Consider the following 18,540-nt stretch of genomic DNA (forward strand, 5'->3'; position numbering starts at 1 on the left):
ATTTGCTTTACCCCACGTCTCAAAATCCTTATACTATCGCGCTTTATCAGAAACTTGAGTGACCCGTGGCAAAAACTATCCAAGCAATTCGCGGTATGAATGACTGCTTACCTTCGCAAACACCTGTATGGCAGTTTGTAGAGGCGCGTATTCGAGAGTTGGCTAACAGCTATCATTATCATGAAATTCGCACGCCTATAGTCGAAAGCACCGATTTATTTAAACGTTCTGTTGGTGAAGCCACCGACATTGTTGAAAAAGAAATGTACGTCTTTGAGGACCGCAATGGCGATAGTTTAGCGCTACGCCCAGAAGGCACCGCGTGTGCTGTACGCGCAGGTACACAACACGGCCTTCTATACAATCAACAGCAACGTCTTTGGTACATGGGGCCAATGTTTAGGCATGAACGCCCGCAAAAAGGTCGTTATCGCCAATTTCATCAACTAGGGATGGAAGCTTTTGGCTTTGAAGGGCCAGATATTGATGTTGAAATGATTTTGATGGGCGCTCGTTTATGGAAAGCCTTTGGGATAAGCGACAAAGTCGAATTACAAATTAATTCCTTAGGCAATACACAAGCACGAGCCGAATATCGTCAACTGTTGGTAGACTACTTAACACAACATAAAGATGCATTAGATGAAGACAGTAAGCGCAGGCTTGATAGTAATCCATTGCGCATTCTTGACTCAAAAGATAAAGCCACACAACGCATTGTGGCAAATGCGCCTAAGCTCATTGATCACTTAGATGATGAGTCGGGGCAACATTTTACAAAATTATGTGAACGTTTAGACGCTTTAGGCATCCAATATCGGGTAAATCCTGCATTGGTTCGTGGTTTAGATTATTATAATCGCACCGTTTTTGAATGGGTTACCGATGTACTGGGTGCACAAGGTACTATTTGTGCCGGTGGTCGTTATGACGGTTTAGTTGAGCAATTAGGTGCAAAAGCTACGCCAGCAGTGGGCTTTGCAATGGGCTTAGAGCGCTTGGTTTTGCTTGTTGAATCGACCCAAGAAGAAGCGCTAAGCAATCATGCCGATGTGTATGTATGCGCTATGGGCGATAAAGCTGAATTAGCTGCATTGATGTTGGTAGAACGCTTACGCGATCAGTTTTCATTTTTGAAAGTGCAAATGCATTGTGGCGGTTCAAACTTTAAAAAACAGATTAAGAAGGCTGATGCCAGCGGTGCACAGATAGCCATCGTTATTGGCGACAGCGAATTAGAGAATAAGGTGTTTGGCGTTAAATGGTTACGCAAAGACCAAGCACAAAAACAAGTAAGTGAACAAGCTTTGTTGGAAATTCTGGCGGATATCCATTAGTTTAGAGAATAGTTTGATGAATAACGCCAAACAATAGACAAACGAATAGTTGTATAAACCTAATATAAAGAAGTAGTTAAGCTTCAAGAAGTGATAAAAGGATAGCGTTGAGATGATAGGTTACGAAACCGAAGAACAACAAGTACAAGCCATTAAGCAATTCTGGAAAGACAACGGTGTAGCGATTATTGCAGGTGCAGTGATTGGCTTAGGTTTGTTGTGGGGTTGGCGTTACTATAACGATTCACAACTCCAAGCAAAAGAAAGCGCTTCTTCTGCCTATGGCGCTGGCTTAGAAACGCTAGTCAACGATGAAAGTAACGACAAGCTCACTGCTTTTGTAAATGAAGAAGACGGTAGTGGTTATGCACCATTGGCGTCGCTAATATTAGCGAATGACGCGGTTGACAAGGCAGACTTTGAAGGCGCCAAAACGCATTTGCAAAAAGTCATTAGCGGTGACACTGTGATAGCAGATGTGGCACGTTTACGCTTAGCTAATGTGCATTTACAACTTGACGAAACTGACCAAGCATTGAGTGTTTTAGATGCTGTAGCTTCAGAGTCATTTAAAGGCCAAGTAGAAGAACTTCGTGGTGATGCTTTGCTAGCAAAGGGCGATTTTGACGCTGCTAAAGATGCTTACATCCAAGCAATGGCGCTTACACCAAATAACAGCACCATTAAAATGAAGCGCGATAATATTGCCTTTGCCAAAACTAATGTAGCGGGTGACAGTGTTGAATAGTTCTGCCAAATCACTCCTAGTCGTTGCGTTTGCGCTTGGCTTAGGTGGCTGTGCGACCATCAGCGGCTGGTTTGAAGATGATGAAGAAAAAGAGATTAGGAAGCTACCCGACATTTCCATGGCCTTTCAGCCTGAAGTAGTCTGGACTAAGTCGGTTGGTGATGGCGTAGAGAATTACTTTTCAAGATTATCGCCAGCAGTAGCGTATGGAAAAATATTTGCCGCTGACCGAGAGGGCGAAATCGTTGCTTTGAATCCTGACGATGGTAAAGAAATTTGGTCTACTAACATTAGCCGCAAAAGCAAAGAGAGTTCGTTTACGAACGCTTATGGTTTATTTGCTGGCACAGTATCGGCAAAAATATCAGGTGGTTTAACTGCCACTAATAACGCGGTATTTTTTGGTACTGAAGACGGTGTTGTTTACTCACTAAATCAAGAAAATGGCGAAATTAATTGGCAAACTAAAGTGCCAAGTGAAGTAATTGCAGAGCCGGTGGTTGATTCAAATATTGTGGTTGTGAATACAGTTTCAGGTTCTTTACTTGGCCTTGACGCAGAAAGCGGCGAAATTAAGTGGCAAAATGACTCAGACGTTCCGCCACTGACCTTGCGCGGCATATCAGCACCTGCAGCGGTTTCAGGTGGTGCGATCGTTGGCCTTGCAAATGGTCGCGTTAGAGTCAATATTATTGATTCTGGTTTGACCGCGTGGGAAGCAATAGTAGCAAAGCCAACCGGCGCTACAGAGCTTGACCGCATCGTTGACATTGATTCTAAACCGCTGGTTTTTGGCGGCACCATATTCTTAGTGTCTTATGGCGGTTCACTAGCCGCGGTTGAACTTCGTTCTGGTAACGTTATTTGGAGTCGCGAATATGCGTCATATCGTAATGTCAGTATTTCAGGCAATCGTTTATTTGTTACCGACAATAACAGTAATATTTATGCAATCGATAGACGCAACGGTATTGAGTTGTGGTCAAACGGCGAGCTGCGCAGAAGAAACTTAACCACCGCAACACCCGTAGGCGATTACATTGCCATCGGCGATAAATTTGGTTACCTGCACTTTTTCACGCAGGATGAGGGCAAATATGTTTCGCGTATAGAAATTGGCGATGGTGAAGAAGACACCGCGCTTTACAATGCGCCAGTGTTTGTTGATGGAAAATTTGTAGTGCAAACACGCGATGGTGAAATCAGTTTGCTGAAAGTACCAGAATAAGCGCTAGAATCTAATTTGCGCTACATACTTAATGCGATTAAACTTCGCCAATGGTTATGCCATTGGCGTTTTTGTATTCGCCATTTACTATTTATCTAATTTGAGAAGAACATGTTACCTGTAATAGCCCTTGTTGGGCGTCCAAATGTTGGAAAATCTACCCTATTTAACCGCTTAACGAATACCAGAGACGCCTTAGTGGCAGACTTTCCTGGTCTCACCCGGGACCGCAAGTATGGTACTGCAAAATACGAAGAGCGGCAGTTTATCGTGGTAGATACCGGAGGGATTAGTGGGGATGAAGCCGGTATAGATGCAGAAATGGCTCAGCAGTCTTTGCTCGCCATCGAAGAAGCAGATGTTGTGTTGTTCTTAGTTGATGCAAGAGACGGTCTAACGGCTCCCGACATTGGTATTGCAGAGCACCTGCGTAAGCAAGAAAAACCGGTGCATGTCGTGGTTAACAAAGTCGACGGCTTAGACGGTGATAGCGAAAGTGCTGACTTTTATACTTTAGGCATGGCAAGCTTACTGCAAATTGCTGCGGCCCATGGTCGTGGTGTTTCTAAATTAATTGATGCGGTGTTATCGCCGCTTGATGAAAGTTTTGCAGACATGCATATCGCGCCGGTCTCCCTTGAAGAAGAAGAGACCAACGCAGAAGAACGGCTTAAACAGCTTCAAGCGCAACCAATTAAGTTGGCCATTGTCGGTAAACCCAATGTTGGTAAGTCTACGCTAACCAACCGGATACTAGGCGAAGAACGTGTTGTCGTTTATGATTTACCGGGCACCACACGCGATAGTATTTTCATTCCTATGCAGCGTGATGACCGTGAATACGTGTTGATTGATACCGCTGGCGTGCGTAAGCGCAAGAAAGTATCTGATGCGGTTGAAAAGTTTTCTATTGTAAAAACCTTACAAGCGATTGAAGAGTCAAACGTAGTCTTGCTAGTGGTAGATGCACGCGAAGGCATTACTGATCAAGATTTATCGTTGTTAGGCTTTATTCTTAATTCTGGGCGCTCGTTAGTGCTTGCGGTAAATAAATGGGATGGTCTTGAAAGCCATACAAAAGACGCGATAAAAAAAGAGCTTGACCGCCGCTTGGGCTTTGTTGATTTTGCACGCCTACATTTTATTTCTGCTTTACATGGTTCGGGTGTTGGGCATTTGTTTGAATCTGTACAAGAAGCCTATGAGTCTGCAACAAAACGCATAAACACCTCGATGCTTACTGATATCATGGAAATGGCACAAAGCGACCACCAGCCGCCGCTTGTGCGAGGGCGACGAGTTAAAATGAAATATGCGCATGCTGGAGGCTATAATCCACCCGTTATCGTTATCCACGGTAACCAGGTTAAAGATTTACCCGATTCCTATAAACGCTTTTTAACCAATTATTATCGTCGTTCGTTGTCGGTGATGGGCACGCCAATCAAGATAGAATTTAGAGAGGGCGCCAACCCATTTGAAGGTAAAAAGAATAAGCTTACTCTCACACAAGAGCGCAAACGCAAGCGTTTATTGTCTTTCCACAAGAAAAAATAAGCGATTATATGGACAACTTTATCTTTCAGGACTGGCTAATCCTTATCATCACCTTGGTGTTGACGGTTGCAATTGTCTTAGTATTTCGCTGGTTATTGATACTACGAACGCTGCAAAATAGTGCGGAAGAAAGATTACCTAAGCAACTGACAATGCTAGGAATCAGTATTGTTGCCATAATAATTATTGTATTAGCCTTACCTGTTAGTGAAAGCTCTCGCAATCAGTTGTTAGGCTTATTCGGCGTATTGTTGTCGGGTGTGATTGCTTTTTCGTCAACCACGATTGTGTCGAATTTAATGGCAGGGCTTGTCCTTAGGTTAAATAAGCCATTTCGAACCGGTGATTTCATTAGATGCGCTGGTTTTGAGGGGCGGGTCAGTGAGAAAGGCTTGCTGGATACTGAAATTCAGACTCGCCAGCGAGCACTGGTTCATATCGCAAATAGTTTTCTTATCAGTAACCCCGTAGAGGTGATTCGTAGTTCAGGCACAATCATTAGCGCTGAAGTGTCACTAGGTTATGATATCCATCATGGCCTCATAGAAAGGCACTTGCAAAAGGCCGCTGAAATTGCCGGTTTGAGTGACGCTTATGTTCATATTACTGAACTAGGTAACTTTTCAGTAAATTATAAAGTCTCGGGCATGCTGGAGGACACTAAGAGTATGCTGACCACGGAGTCAAAACTCTATGCGGCTATCTTAGATGAACTTCATGCAAATGATATTGAGATAATGTCTCCAAACATGATTGCTCCTCGCGCTGTCGACCCATCATACCACTTTGTAGCGAAAGCCAAAGTAAAGGCAACCCAAGAGACCGTAGGACAAGAAGCCTTGGTATTTGACAAAGCTGAAGAAGCGGAAAAAATTGAAACGCAGCGCGTGGATTTGCAAGCGAAGCTTGCTGACTACAAAGAACGCCTTGCAAACAACAGCACAGATGAAACAAAAAGTGAGGAGCAAAAGACCGCAGAAAAAGACAAGCTCGAAGCAAAGATTGCCTCTGCCGAGGCAAGCTTAGCGAAAATGACTACGAGCGCAGAATCCTCAAAAAGCACATAGTAAAAACAATTAGTTAGCTATAGCCCAAAGTAGAGATCTTAGTATAGTTGGTTAGCAGATATACCATCATTGCAACGGTTTGACCTTAAATGTGAATATTTATTGTGCGAAAGCGCATTACATCAAGATTTACTTTGTCATTGGAATTAACTATTATCAAGTTCAAATTGTTGGCAAGGGCAATAGAGTGAAGGAATATAAAAACAGCGTTTCCACTCGTTTAGGGAAAACATTATCAAGTCCTTTAAGCCAATTATTTGCAAACTCAATCACCGAAAATTTCACAAATACTTTTGAAGCTTATTGTTGTTTTTTGTTGGGCAAAGGCGCTGGCTCTGGATGGGCGATGGATACTGAGGTTAACGCCGCAAAATCTGTTATAAACTCACCCAACCCTGTCTTGTTTGATGTTGGCGCGAATATAGGCGACTGGTCACTTTTGTTTCAAAAAGCATACCCAAGTTCGACAATTTTCTTGTTTGAACCGCAACTGACTTGTCAAAAATTATTAAAAGAGTTGCCGTTATTAAACGCAACACTGATTCCAAACGCGGTCAGTTCAGAAAAGGGCTTAGTAACCGTCTATACATCTGGAGAAACGGCTGGCGTCGCGTCACTTCATCAAAGAACAGATACTTATTGTAAAAATAAAACGTTTAGCTCATTTGATATAGAGGCAATTACGATAGATAGCGTCATTGAGTCTTATAATATTGAGTTCATTGATTTCATGAAGATGGATATTGAAGGACATGAACTGGATGCGTTAAAGGGCGCAGAACAAAGCTTGAAAAAGAAAAAATTAAAGCGCTTTCTTTTGAATTTGGTTGCGCAAATCTTAATTCAAGAACCTTCTTTCGTGACTTCTGGAATTTGCTGTCTCCTCTAGGATACAAGATATATCGAATCCTTCCTTCTTCGCGCCTATTATATATTGAAAAATACTACGAAGACTGTGAGTATTTTAGAGGTAATAGCAATTATATAGCCGTGTTGGAAGAAGTCGACTAGAAGTGTGTATGAGCGCGCTGTCGCGCCCATACTAATGGGTAGGGTAGTGTTAACCGTCTTTGTTTATTTGTCTGATTAAATCGAGTTTGACTTCGTCACACGAACCGTTAGCCACTTGGCAAGTACCAGCAGCCATGTGACCGCCGCCACCAAACTGCAAGCAGAGGTCGCCAACGTTGGTTTTTGAGCTGCGATCGAGGATTGACTTACCAATGGCAAATACCGTGTTTTGTTTTTGAAAGCCCCACATCTGGTGCATTGAAATATTGCATTGTGGAAATAAAGCATAAATCATAAATCGGTTGCCCGCATAAATCGTTTCTTGGTCGCGCAGGTCTAGTACGACCAAGTTGTTATATACGGTTGCGCATTCATTGACTTGTTGTTTAAATTTCTCGGCGTGCTCTGTGTACAATTGTACGCGTTCTTGTACATCGGGTAGGGCGATGATGTCGTCAATGCTATGGTTGCGGCAAAAGTCGATTAAATCCATCATAAGCTGATAGTTTGAAATTCTGAAATCTCTAAAACGGCCCAAGCCAGTGCGGCTATCCATAAGATAATTAAGCAATACCCAACCTTCAGGGTTTAGGATTTCGTCACGACTAAACTGCGCTGAGTCTGCTTTATCTACCGCCTCCATCATGTCGTCCCAAGCCGCAGGAAATACGTCTTTGCCACCATAGTAGTCGTATACGACACGGGCTGCTGATGGAGCTTTTGCATCAATCACATGGTTGTGGCTTGGTTTGTCACCGCTGCGTTTAACTTCACTTAAGTGATGATCAAAAGCCAAATAGCAATCTTCGACATAAGGCAGGTTAGTGGTGATATCGCCAGCATTAATATCAATAATGCCATCTTGCATATCTTTTGGATGAACAAATTTTATTTCATCAACTAAATCAAGTTCTTTTAAAAGCACCGCGCATACCAAGCCGTCAAAATCGCTGCGCGTTACTAATCTATATTTACTTTCTGCTAATTTGGCCATGCTTGACAAGTGCGTACTCCTAGAATTTCGTTATATTTTCACTCTGAATCTCGTAGGTGCATTGTGCTTCATGCGTGCCTAAAATTGGGTATCGAATGATATACTTAGGAGTAGGGTGACATATTTAATTTATACACACGTGCATGCCTAACGCAGTTTGTAGAATAGATTCATATTTTATGAGCACCTAGTTACCGTTTAGGGGAGCTAAAATCGAATATTTGAAGAATAAAAAAATGCCAGTTAGCTGAGCTAACTGGCATTTATATCACTATGTATCTGAAGGTAAGCAAATACAGCCTAAGGTTTTGTTAGAGGTACCGCCGTAGAAGTGGAGTTTGTGGTTGAACCATTTGAACCCGCGCGATATAAGTCCTCATGAATGAATACTTTACCTTCTAGGATGTTGTTATCGTCTGCACTCTCAAATGTCTCACTGAATACTTCCGTTGTACCCGCAACATCAGAATAAAGCGTGAAGTCATCAATTATTACCGGAGAACCACCTTTCGTTTGCACATCGAAAAAGCCAGGGCCTTCATTCTGTAAACCTGCGCCTCTTGTCATTGATGTAAAACTACCATCTTCATTAAAGGTCATGGCATCAGACGTTACTAATGTACCATCGATAGCAAGTGATACTTGAGCCGGTGTACCCTGTGAGCTATCCCACGTAAACTCAACTAAAAACGGTACGCCTTTTTCAACGGTATTGTCGAGTGTATGGGTTCTACCATTTCCGGTTTCGTTGTTCAGTCGAAGCTCGCCATTTTGTCTAACGGTAAGTGCTAAATAAACCCTATGTAACTCCCTGCCTTTCCAAGTCCGGCCACTAAATACAAGTTTGGCATCTCTCGTAGAGCCATCAGGGAACACTGCAAGAAATGATGCTTTACCTTGGATATCTGTTTTATCTCTTATATCGATGGACCACTTAGCATCGTTACCATCAGAATCACCTAATTGAGCAGCTAAGTTTCCACCAACTAATGGGGTAATAGTTATTGGTATGATAGCTGATGTGCCATCGACAGCACTGATCATAACTTCGTCCAAAAGTGGATCCGGTAAAGTGACACCATCACCTTTATGGTTTTTTATTACGTCTAATTCTCCGTTAAGAGCGTAAGTCCACGCGCCTGACTCATCGATTGAGAATGTGCCGTATGTAGTGGTAAAGTCAGTTAGCACTTCAAACTTTTCTTGATCATAATTTGGATCGGTAATGGTTAGTGTACCTTCAACATCTCCAGCATTTATATTCACGAAAACATCAGGATTATAAACAGGCTCTTCACCTTCGGCAGGCTCAACATCAACGCCACCTGGTACTCCATCTATATCAGCATCGACTAATTGAGAACCTTTAATAGTAATCGTTACGATTTGTTCTGTGCCATCAAGTGAACGAACAATAAAAGTATCGTCTAATGTAGGCGGTTCGTTAGTCTCTTCAACATAGTTAAGCGCTGACACTTCGCTTATGCTGTGGTCGAGTTGGTAATTATAAAGACCCGTTTCGGAATTAAATGTCACACTGCCGTATGTGGCTGTTGGTGTTTGATCTGGTGCAAAGCCGGCTTCCGCAGGGTTGTCGTCACTTACGGTTACGGTTGACTCTACTTCTCCATCATCAAAAAATACAGAGAACAAGGTTGCCCCACCAAACTTCGCAGGTACATCAATGCCTTCAATCGTCACATTTACTTGTTGCGTTGTACCATCCGCGGTTGTGATGGTAAATGGTGATTCCGTTAAGGAAGGCACGGCAGAACTAACCAAAGCAATAACTTGCTCATTAGCTTGATTCAGCTCGTAGACCCATTCACCCGCTGCGTTTATTGAGAAAATACCGTATTGACCGGTAAAACTTTCTGGATAAACCAAGGATTCACCTGGATTCGCATCATTTACTTTTACCGTACCTGATGCGTCTGCTGCTTTTGTTGCTATGCCACTAAGATCACCTGAAATATCGGCTGGTGTGGGAGTGGTTTGCATATCGTCACTATCGCTGCCGCATGCGCTTAGTACGGCGACAACCGATAATGTTAGGAATTGTTTTTTCATTGTAGATTTCCTTAATTACGAACTTTTCGTGACGCCGAGTACTTTATGACACTCGACGTTTTCTGTTTGTTATGTTTGCTTAAAGGTCTCTGATAACTAAAATATTATCAGTAGTGACGTTTTGATAACGCGGCTCGCCTGAGGCCTTGACGGGATCACCATCTGAATTATTTGAAAAGCTTTCTTCAAAGTCAGGGGTGTCAAATCGTACGTCAGCATTTATATCAGTAAAGAATTTGATGTCATCGATTAGCAATGCGCCTGCGCCGCCATTGTCGGCGTCACTTCTGACATAAAACCTAGCTTCATCAAGACATTTGTAAAGTCTTGAACCTGCAACCGTTTGCGCGACAATTTCTTGTGTTGGATCATCCGGTATTGCGCCATGTGGTGAAGACGCTGCTTCGTCGTTAATGGATAAGGTTAAGTAGGTCAAACTTGTTGCATCGTTGAATCTCCAAGACATAACAAAGTCCATCCATTCACCTTTTATATGCATTTGGTCAAACACAACCTTTTCAGTAATAAACTGGTTGTTTTCATTTCTCGCATAGTCAGCAGCGCCATTTAGATAGCTTCCTCCAGGACTAATTTCAGCAGACCACATTTCAAAGGTGTCGTCAGGTTGCATGTAAAACTGAGCAACGCGGCGGTTATCACCACCACCGTTAACATTTCCATTCCATGCGGCACAGGTAAATCCTAAGTTGCCGTAAGTCAGCATATCTTCAGTCAATTTTGCTCTAAATGAGATTTTACCATCGCTCACATCGGATGGCGTAATGCCTCCATACAGAAAATCAATAGCAAACACGCTAGTTAAATCGGTTTCGCTTGGAATTTGAACCGCAAAGTTCAACGGCGCGCCCGTAACATTGACAGTAAACTCGACTTGTGTTCCGTCTGCTGTGTAAATTGTGAAGGTTTCTTGAGTAGAATCTTCCGGTGTAACAAGGGTCTGTAAATCAGGATGCCTTTTATCTACTTCGTATTGCCAACGGCCATCAGGTTGAATAGTAAAGGTACCAAATTGAGCAACAACCTCGAAGCCTGACTCATTAACATCTTTGAAAACAGACTGTTGGAAATTTTCATCATATACTTCAGCTTTACCAAAACCTAAGGTATCTGTTAACGAGACATTGGCAACCAAAGCGCCTCTTACCTGTGCTGGGCTATCTGCTGCAGTTCCATTTATGATGATGTTTAGGTCTGTCGTCGTGCCATCTAGCGAGGTGATAGTAAGGGTGTCGGTGAGTGATGAAGAAGGATTACCTTGCAATGCCATCACTTCTGATAAGCTTTCATCCAAGTCATAGGTCCATGCACCGTCATCAGCTTCGTTCATGGTAAACGTGCCGTAAGCAGCTTCGGGAACCAATGTGTAGTCAGGGTCTGCTTCGCCAAAATTAACGTCTGTAACGCCAATTACGCCTGACGCAGAACCGTGACCATAAGTGACAGTAACTTCAAATCCTTCGCCACTTGCGCCATCGAAACCTACTTGTGTAGCAAATTCATTATTAAAATCAGCGGGCACTTTTTTTGCTTCGCTATTGTCTAGATCACAACCAGAAAGGGCAACAATCACAGACAAAACTAGTATTTCTTTTTTCATTTCAATTGTCCTATAAATAATCTTTTCGTCTTATGTTTGCTTAAAAGCTGTAAGTAATATTTGCGGTATAAATGCGACCCGCGTAACGAATACGACTTATCGCTTTTTCATTGCCACCTATGTACTCATACTCTTGACGGTTATTAAGATTGAATGCTCTGACATTCACCCGTAATTTTTTGGTAATTCTATATGACGCAGCTAAATCTAAACGACCACCGGCGGTTTGAGTACGGGCGTCACTGCCCAAGAAGTTAGTGCTTCCACCAGCACTTAATAGTTTTTCATCTTGCCAATTGTAGGCTAAGCGAATACTAAATCCGTCGTTTTCGTAGTAGCCAATCAAGTTGCCTGAATAGGGCGCAATTCTCGTCATTGGCTGACCGCCGCCTTCATCTAAGTCAATTTTAGTGAAGTTAAATACGCCACCAAAACCGTTCCAAGGATAAGGCAAAAAGTCTAGTTTTTGCTGTATTGCTAATTCGTAACCGGTGACTTTAATCGGGATATCACTGTTGAAGGTTTCTCTAATAGTCACCCTACGATTCGAAATAATGTCACCTTGGTCAGTTTCAAACTCACCGATTTCTTGACACAAACCATCTGAAGAACCATCGTCGATTAGTTCAAGTGCACCAACCTCCCATTTTGCCTCGTCGCCAATTGGACATATCGTTTGAGTTTGAATTTGTCCTTCAATGTCTTTAACAAAAGCGCCAATAGAAATGGCTGAGCCTTCGCGGTTATACCAAGCTAGTGACAAATCATAGTTTTGAGAGGTGTAAGGTAGTACTTCTGCTTTCGCATTTTCTAGCCTTACGGTCGCTCTACCATTATCGTTTCTTGGGCTAGGGGTTTGAGATAAAAGATTAGGACGCACAAGCGCTTTTGAATACGCGGTTCTAAGCACAATATCATCGGTTAATTCAAATGCGGCGTTAAATGATGGCAAAGTATTGTCGTAGTCAGTTTCTACCAATACCGCGATACCTTTACCTTGATCATCAAAACCTTGACCAATAACATCGTTGGTTGTTTCGATGTAACGAAGGCCAGCATTACCAGAGTATGATATATCGCCTATTTCACCTTCAAATTTACCCATTATATACACAGCATTAATGGCTTGGTCTGCGGAAAAGTTGTTACGATAGAATTGATTTAAGCCAAACGCCGGTGATGTAGTGGCGTTTTCTAATTTAACAGGGAAGCCCGTTGGTGTCGCAATATCGTAATCTTCAACTGGTTCACCTGTTTCAGGGTCTAAAGGTTGCATACCATCTTGAACTAGAGGTGCGAGATTTCTTGAATCTAATACCGCCCAGCCTTCGCCTGTGCCGTAGTGGCCGTTATAGTCGCCGTTAAAATAAACAGTTTGATCGTCTGAAGATAATCTGTCTTTAAATATTACCTCTTTACTGAGCTGTGATAAATTAGCACCGCCACCACCTACACGTAAATCTTCAACTACCAAAGTCTCGCGAGAATGGCGCCCACCAAACTTAACACTGGTTAATAGGAATTTGTCGTTACCGATATCTACAAAACGTTTAAAATTAAGCTCAGCAGATTCAAATTCACGCGTTGGACGCACCACTCGGCCGTTTACATAATAATCTAAGGACTTACCGCCTATCTGAGCAATTTCACTGGCTCTTTGCTCACTTTGTTCTTGTCTTGCTGCAATCTCTTCTGGGGTGAGCAAGGCCAATTGCTCTGCTGTTAACACTTCAGGCTCAGCCGTGAAATAGCCCTCTGGGAAATCGTTTAAATCACCAGGGTTGATTTTTGGGTCTAAACGGCTACTAAAAGCAGTAAGCGGTATAGCTGACCAGCCATTTGCAAAACGTTTCCAAGAGTTGTCACCTAAATCGTATATAAGCTCTCCCGTTTCTGGGTCTAGTTGACTCAAAATACCATTCACATCGGAGTACAGATAGTCTTCAAAACCGCTGAGACTGGCTGATGCATTACTTAAGTTACCATTGCCTGTATTTATGACACCATTAATGCCAGTCGGTGCGAAGTTCAGTCTTTCTCCATTGTCTAAATCGGTATAATATTGATTTCTTCTTTTTCCGAGTGACGTACATCTAAACCAGTATTAATACCTTCACTGTCAGCCTCAGAAACACTCACGGTGCCATCGATTTGCCAATTGTCGGTTAGGTAGTCAGCATAGAGGAAAACACCTTTCGCTTCTTCTTTTGCTTGATGATAAACGGTTAGCAGGCGACCACGATACATTAGTAAATTCTGCATGAGTAATGGCATAAACAGGAATAGTTGCTAAATCTGGATGATGAATAGCTGCGTCATACTCGGGGTTTGCATTGTTAGTTAATTGAATCGGAGCGCCCAATGGAGTCACGCGTTGGGTGTCTAGGTTCCCATTATTATCGTCTCTGCCAATCGAAAATTGCACATCTTCCATATTACTTTCACCAAGATCACGTTTGGTAAAAAGAAAGTTAGCGCCTATTTTTAATGCGTCGAAGGGTCTGTATTCAATATTACCGGTAGCCGATATTCGATCGCCGCGAGAGTTTTCAGTTACTTGGCCTGCTTTACCTACGACTTTTATTATCGCAAGTGGGTCGTTTATACCGTACTGAGCTTTATAGGCATTTAAATCTTCGGCGCTGATAAAAGTCGTATTATTTACCGCGTTATTTTCGATTGTGTTTAACGCCGTATACTGCGTAAAGTTAGCTGTATCACGACGAAAGTTTTGTTCAGACGCTGCTACCTTAAATGCAATCCCTAATTTGTCTTTTATCAAGTGTTTTGATGCTGAAAGTTTAAACGTATTGTCAAAGTTATCAGCTAATTCTTCGTAACGGGTGCCCAAACTAACCGAATATCGACCATCTTTTTTGCTTAAGGCGCGTTGTAGCTTTTTGTCTATTACGCCACCTATTCCACCTTCTTGTATATCTGCAGTTGGTGCTTTGATGACTGTAACACCGTCAAATACACCGGCTTCAAATGCACCAAATGGATTTGAGTTACCCACAACACCCATACTACGGCTAGGAGTAGAGAATGATTGACCTTCGGCCGTGACTTTCGCATAGCCACCAGGAAGACCGCGCAAATTAATTTCGGAGTTTCTGGACCCATCTTCAGTATTTAGTTGGATGCCTGGAATAGCTTGCAAGGCTTCTCCTAAATCTAGAGCTGGTAAACTATCGATATCTTCTGCTGAAATGGCATCGACTATCGAGTCTGCTTCACGTTTTATGTTCAAGGCATTTTCTAAAGCACCGCGTACACCAGTTACTTCAATGACTTCTAGAGCATTTTCCTCATCAGTACTTGCTTGTGTACTTACTTCTTTATTACTTTCAATGGCAGTCTGGACTTCTTGGGCGATTAATGACGGTGCAAATAGCGTCATTAATATACCCGTTGAATAGCCGAGCAATTTCGACGGATGACTAATATTTAGTTTACTTCTTTTGATTTTTCCCATGAGCGACTCGCTTTTGAATAATAGTTACTGACTTTGTTATCTTGTAAACGATACGTTAACGCAATGAGCATCATATTGCAATAGCAGTCATTTTATTGCATCATTGTTAATAATAAGTGCAAAAAGACTCATATTGTTTGTGTTAAACGAGCTAAAACTGCCTTATTATATGGTTGAGATTTAAAATGATTGTTAATGACGTATGTAGTTTGGGTGGGTAAATAAAGAACTTTTGTAAAGGTCAACATATATTCTCTATCTCATTACTGAGCTAATTCATTTAGTTAGAACAATTTTTACTTGATCACAAATTTCGACACAAGGTTTAGGGCTTTCTACTAATCCTTTGGCAACTAAAATTAATATTAAATTGAATGAGGCATAAAAATGAACAAGCGAACGCAATGGCATGGCGCTGAAGGTTATAAATGGCAGGCGCATACTTTGGACATTTTTTGTCGCATTGCCGCATCTCATAATCTAACTAGAATACTACTGCAAGGGCTAATCAACACTTTTCAAAAAAAGGTATTGGTAGTCAGCAAAGTTTCCTCAAAGTGCACTTATAGGTTGTTTGTGTACTTGCTTACTGGGCTTTCACTGGCTTCGCTAAACCTTAACGCGCAAGTGAATTTAGAATCTCAAGTTAAAATTGCCGATAATGGATTATATTTTGATGGTGCTGATTTGGATTACGGAAATGTAGATGAGGCCGATACTGGAGAAAAATACGACTATTTCTTTGGACGGAGTATTTCAGCACATGGAGATTCTGTAAAAACATATAAGCACTTTGTTTTTATGACTTGGTATCGCGGCGGTAAAGATGACCGACACGTGATGCTAACCCGTTTAAATACTCTCACAGGGTCAACGGTAGATATTGAGTTTCCTCATCGTCATACCGGTTTCAGAGGTAACCCTTTAATTGGAGAGTCGCACAATACCATTGGGCTAGCTGTTAGCCCACTCAATGGCACTATTCATATGGTTTATGATATGCATGCCTATGACGATAATAACCACGATGGAAATTTTAAAGACGACTTTTTCCGCTATTCCTTCAGTATTGCTGGTGCTGCTGACTTAGCAGACGAAGAGTTTACGTTGGATAAATTTGTGAAAGACACAAGCGCTGTCAGTCAAGGAGATGATGATTATAAACACTTAACAATGACTGGCGATTTAGCCGATAAGGGTAATTTTGCTCGCTTAACCTATCCTAAGTTTTTTAAAACAAGCGATGGTACCTTGCTCCTTTATATGCGCTTAGGCGGTAATAATAATGGTGCTTATTTATTTAACCGCTATAACGCTGAAACACAAACATGGTCTACATTTACTAAATTTAATGAGAACAATCAAAAGACAAAAGGTAATGAGTACAACTGGGGCCTATATGGCAACATGAAATACCTGAATGGTAAGTTACGTGTTGGTTTCCAACAACGTAGCAGTGACAATGATGACAAATATAAGTACCAAAATGGTGTTTATTATGCGTATTCGGATCATCCAGAAGGTTTTGGCGAATGGTTTAACCATAAAGGTGAACAAATGACTTGGCCACTGGTTAACTCTGACGAAATAAAAGTATTTGAGCCAGGTGACTACATTAGTCATGAACAACCCAATTCAGTATATATTGTTCAGGATTTTGATTGGACGGTAACAGCACGCGGTGATATCCATATTATAAGCCTCGTACAAACCAACAGATCGTCATCTGAAGCGCAAGAATATGGCTTCGCAGATGTAACACCTGAAAAAGTATATATCCATTCGTATAAACCAGCAGGAGCTGATGAGTTTATCATCGATACTGAGTTTGTTGGTGCGACATCTATATATACCGCGGGTAATAACATTTATGTTATTGGCCTAAATAACGGCAAGCCATACGTTGAAGTAGCAAAAGGTGGTACAAATTCGTTTAGCCGAGTTTATGAACAGACCGATGGGCCATTATTTGCTCACGGTACCATTTATATTGACGACGGTAAGGTTTACTACTATCTAATGGAACGAGGCGAGGGCAATGCGTTGCCACTGTACCTACAAATTATTGACCTGGATATTCCAAAAGTCGAAGTGGCCTTTGAACAATCTGAAATGACCTTAGTAGAAGGTTATACAAGCTTATCGATTTCTGCACAAGCTTCTGTTCAAGATGATGATCGCAGCGTTGATAGCGTCGCTTTGTATATAGAGGATGAGCTTGTTTCAAGCCTTGATACCGCCCCTTTTTTTGGACTCAAAGTGAAACGGCTTTGCAAACATTAGCCATAGGTAGCTACGTTATAAAGGCGCTTGTTACTGATGATATTGGTGAAACATCAGAAGCGACTATGACAATCAACATAGTGGATGGATCACCAAACGTTGACTTTGTGGAGTCAAACATCACTTTGCTAGTTGGCTACGATACTGTAAATATAGAAGTAGATGCGAATACGCCTGATGACCTACGAACAATTTCAGAGCTCAGCCTTTATATAGACGACGTGCTTGTTGCTGCAGATAGCATTGCACCTTATAGTTGGTCAAATGAGAATGTTGGCTTGCAAAGTTTAGATGAAGGGGTTTATACCCTAAAAGCGACAGTCGTGGATAGTCAGGGGGACACCGCAGAGGCTTCAGCTACATTGTCAATTATCGACCCGATGCCAAACGTTGCATTCTCTCAAGATGGCTACCAAGTTATGGAAGACTACAGCAATTTTTCGTTGAGTGTTGATGCATCTACCCCCGTCGCTGACCGAACTATTGCGCAAGTTGAGTTGTATATAAATGACAACCTCATCCGCGTCGAGTCTGTTGCCCCATATCAATGGGGGCATACCAACGAATTGAGTAATGAATTACTCAATTTTCCAACGGGTAATCATACTATCAAAGCAATTGTAACCGACAGTGCGGGCTTATCTGTCGAAGCCCTCGCCGACTTTATCGTCCAAGAAACTATTTTGCCTCCAGTCGTTAATTTTAGTGCAGGAGCACAAACGATTGAAGAAGATTATGCTGAACTAACCATTGCCGTCAATGCATCTTCGCCAATGAATTCTCGTACGATTAAACATGTGACTTTGTTTATTAATAATACTGAAGTAGCGCAGCTTTCTGCTGGGCCTTACCAGTGGACAAAAGCAATGGCAGGTTTATCTTCTTTAGCAGTCGGTACGCATGACGTAAAAGTAATTGCAACTGACAGTCAGGACTTACAAGCCGAAGCGACAACTCAAATTATTGTTACTGCTAAAGCGACAACGCCTACTCCTGCGCCACCTAGTCCCGCAACACCATCAGCTTCATCGGGTGGCTCGCTTCCACCATTGTTGCTCGTAATGCTAGCATTGCTAGTAGTTATAAGAAGGTCACGCTAAAATCTAAGCGTAAATAGGATAAGCATCATTGGTCTTTTCTTTGATGCTTATC

14 protein-coding genes are annotated in these 18,540 nt (G+C 42.0%); 8 read left to right on the plus strand and 6 right to left on the minus strand.

Going from position 1 to position 18,540, the window contains the following annotated elements; translation table 11 throughout:
• Positions 1-65: 65 nt before the first annotated feature.
• From hisS to AC0L6H_RS11290, 6 genes are all read left to right on the plus strand, one after another.
• A complete protein-coding gene (gene hisS / locus AC0L6H_RS11265) occupies positions 66-1,337 on the plus strand; it encodes a histidine--tRNA ligase (RefSeq protein WP_473394411.1) in 1,272 nt (423 codons plus the stop codon).
• Positions 1,338-1,449: 112 nt separating this feature from the next.
• Positions 1,450-2,085 carry a YfgM family protein gene (locus tag AC0L6H_RS11270; RefSeq protein WP_473394413.1) on the plus strand — a complete coding sequence of 212 codons (636 nt, stop codon included), beginning with the start codon at positions 1,450-1,452 and terminating at the stop codon, positions 2,083-2,085.
• Positions 2,078-3,313 carry an outer membrane protein assembly factor BamB gene (gene bamB / locus AC0L6H_RS11275; protein WP_473394517.1) on the plus strand — a complete coding sequence of 412 codons (1,236 nt, stop codon included), beginning with the start codon at positions 2,078-2,080 and terminating at the stop codon, positions 3,311-3,313. The genes AC0L6H_RS11270 and bamB overlap by 8 nt, the downstream gene beginning before the upstream one ends.
• 111 nt (positions 3,314-3,424) lie before the next feature.
• Entirely contained in the window at positions 3,425-4,870 is a 1,446-nt protein-coding gene (der, locus tag AC0L6H_RS11280; protein ID WP_473394414.1) for a ribosome biogenesis GTPase Der, read from the plus strand.
• An 8-nt stretch (positions 4,871-4,878) separates the two neighbouring features.
• A complete protein-coding gene (locus AC0L6H_RS11285) occupies positions 4,879-5,937 on the plus strand; it encodes a mechanosensitive ion channel family protein (protein ID WP_473394416.1) in 1,059 nt (352 codons plus the stop codon).
• A 187-nt stretch (positions 5,938-6,124) separates the two neighbouring features.
• Entirely contained in the window at positions 6,125-6,826 is a 702-nt protein-coding gene (locus AC0L6H_RS11290; RefSeq protein WP_473394417.1) for an FkbM family methyltransferase, read from the plus strand.
• 171 nt (positions 6,827-6,997) lie between these two features.
• On the opposite strand, the gene AC0L6H_RS11295 is transcribed toward AC0L6H_RS11290, so the two are convergent.
• From AC0L6H_RS11295 to AC0L6H_RS11320, 6 genes are all read right to left on the minus strand, one after another.
• The gene (locus AC0L6H_RS11295) at positions 6,998-7,942 is read right to left on the minus strand and encodes an exopolyphosphatase (protein ID WP_473394519.1); all 945 of its coding nucleotides are present in this window, start codon (positions 7,940-7,942) and stop codon (positions 6,998-7,000) included.
• Positions 7,943-8,242: 300 nt separating this feature from the next.
• Positions 8,243-10,012, minus strand: coding sequence for a VCBS domain-containing protein (locus AC0L6H_RS11300; RefSeq protein WP_473394419.1), 1,770 nt, complete (start codon positions 10,010-10,012; stop codon positions 8,243-8,245).
• Between the two features lie 79 nt (positions 10,013-10,091).
• On the minus strand, positions 10,092-11,630 hold the full coding sequence (locus AC0L6H_RS11305; protein ID WP_473394420.1) for a VCBS domain-containing protein: 1,539 nt from the start codon (positions 11,628-11,630) through the stop codon (positions 10,092-10,094).
• 40 nt (positions 11,631-11,670) lie between these two features.
• Positions 11,671-13,542 carry a TonB-dependent receptor domain-containing protein gene (locus tag AC0L6H_RS11310; RefSeq protein ID WP_473394421.1) on the minus strand — a complete coding sequence of 624 codons (1,872 nt, stop codon included), beginning with the start codon at positions 13,540-13,542 and terminating at the stop codon, positions 11,671-11,673.
• Between the two features lie 134 nt (positions 13,543-13,676).
• The gene (locus AC0L6H_RS11315) at positions 13,677-13,877 is read right to left on the minus strand and encodes a hypothetical protein (protein ID WP_473394423.1); all 201 of its coding nucleotides are present in this window, start codon (positions 13,875-13,877) and stop codon (positions 13,677-13,679) included.
• Positions 13,804-15,105: a TonB-dependent receptor plug domain-containing protein gene (locus AC0L6H_RS11320; RefSeq protein WP_473394424.1), complete on the minus strand. Its 1,302-nt coding sequence runs from the start codon at positions 15,103-15,105 to the stop codon at positions 13,804-13,806. Before AC0L6H_RS11320 ends, AC0L6H_RS11315 begins: the two co-directional genes overlap by 74 nt.
• 387 nt (positions 15,106-15,492) lie before the next feature.
• On the opposite strand from AC0L6H_RS11320, the gene AC0L6H_RS11325 reads away from it, so the two are divergent.
• The gene (locus tag AC0L6H_RS11325; RefSeq protein WP_473394426.1) at positions 15,493-17,388 is read left to right on the plus strand and encodes a BNR-4 repeat-containing protein; all 1,896 of its coding nucleotides are present in this window, start codon (positions 15,493-15,495) and stop codon (positions 17,386-17,388) included.
• Positions 17,376-18,488 (plus strand): Ig-like domain-containing protein, encoded by a 1,113-nt coding sequence (locus tag AC0L6H_RS11330; RefSeq protein WP_473394427.1) that lies wholly within the window; start codon positions 17,376-17,378, stop codon positions 18,486-18,488. Before AC0L6H_RS11325 ends, AC0L6H_RS11330 begins: the two co-directional genes overlap by 13 nt.
• Positions 18,489-18,540: the final 52 nt, after the last annotated feature.

This window comes from Glaciecola sp. G7-5 (genome assembly GCF_055808975.1).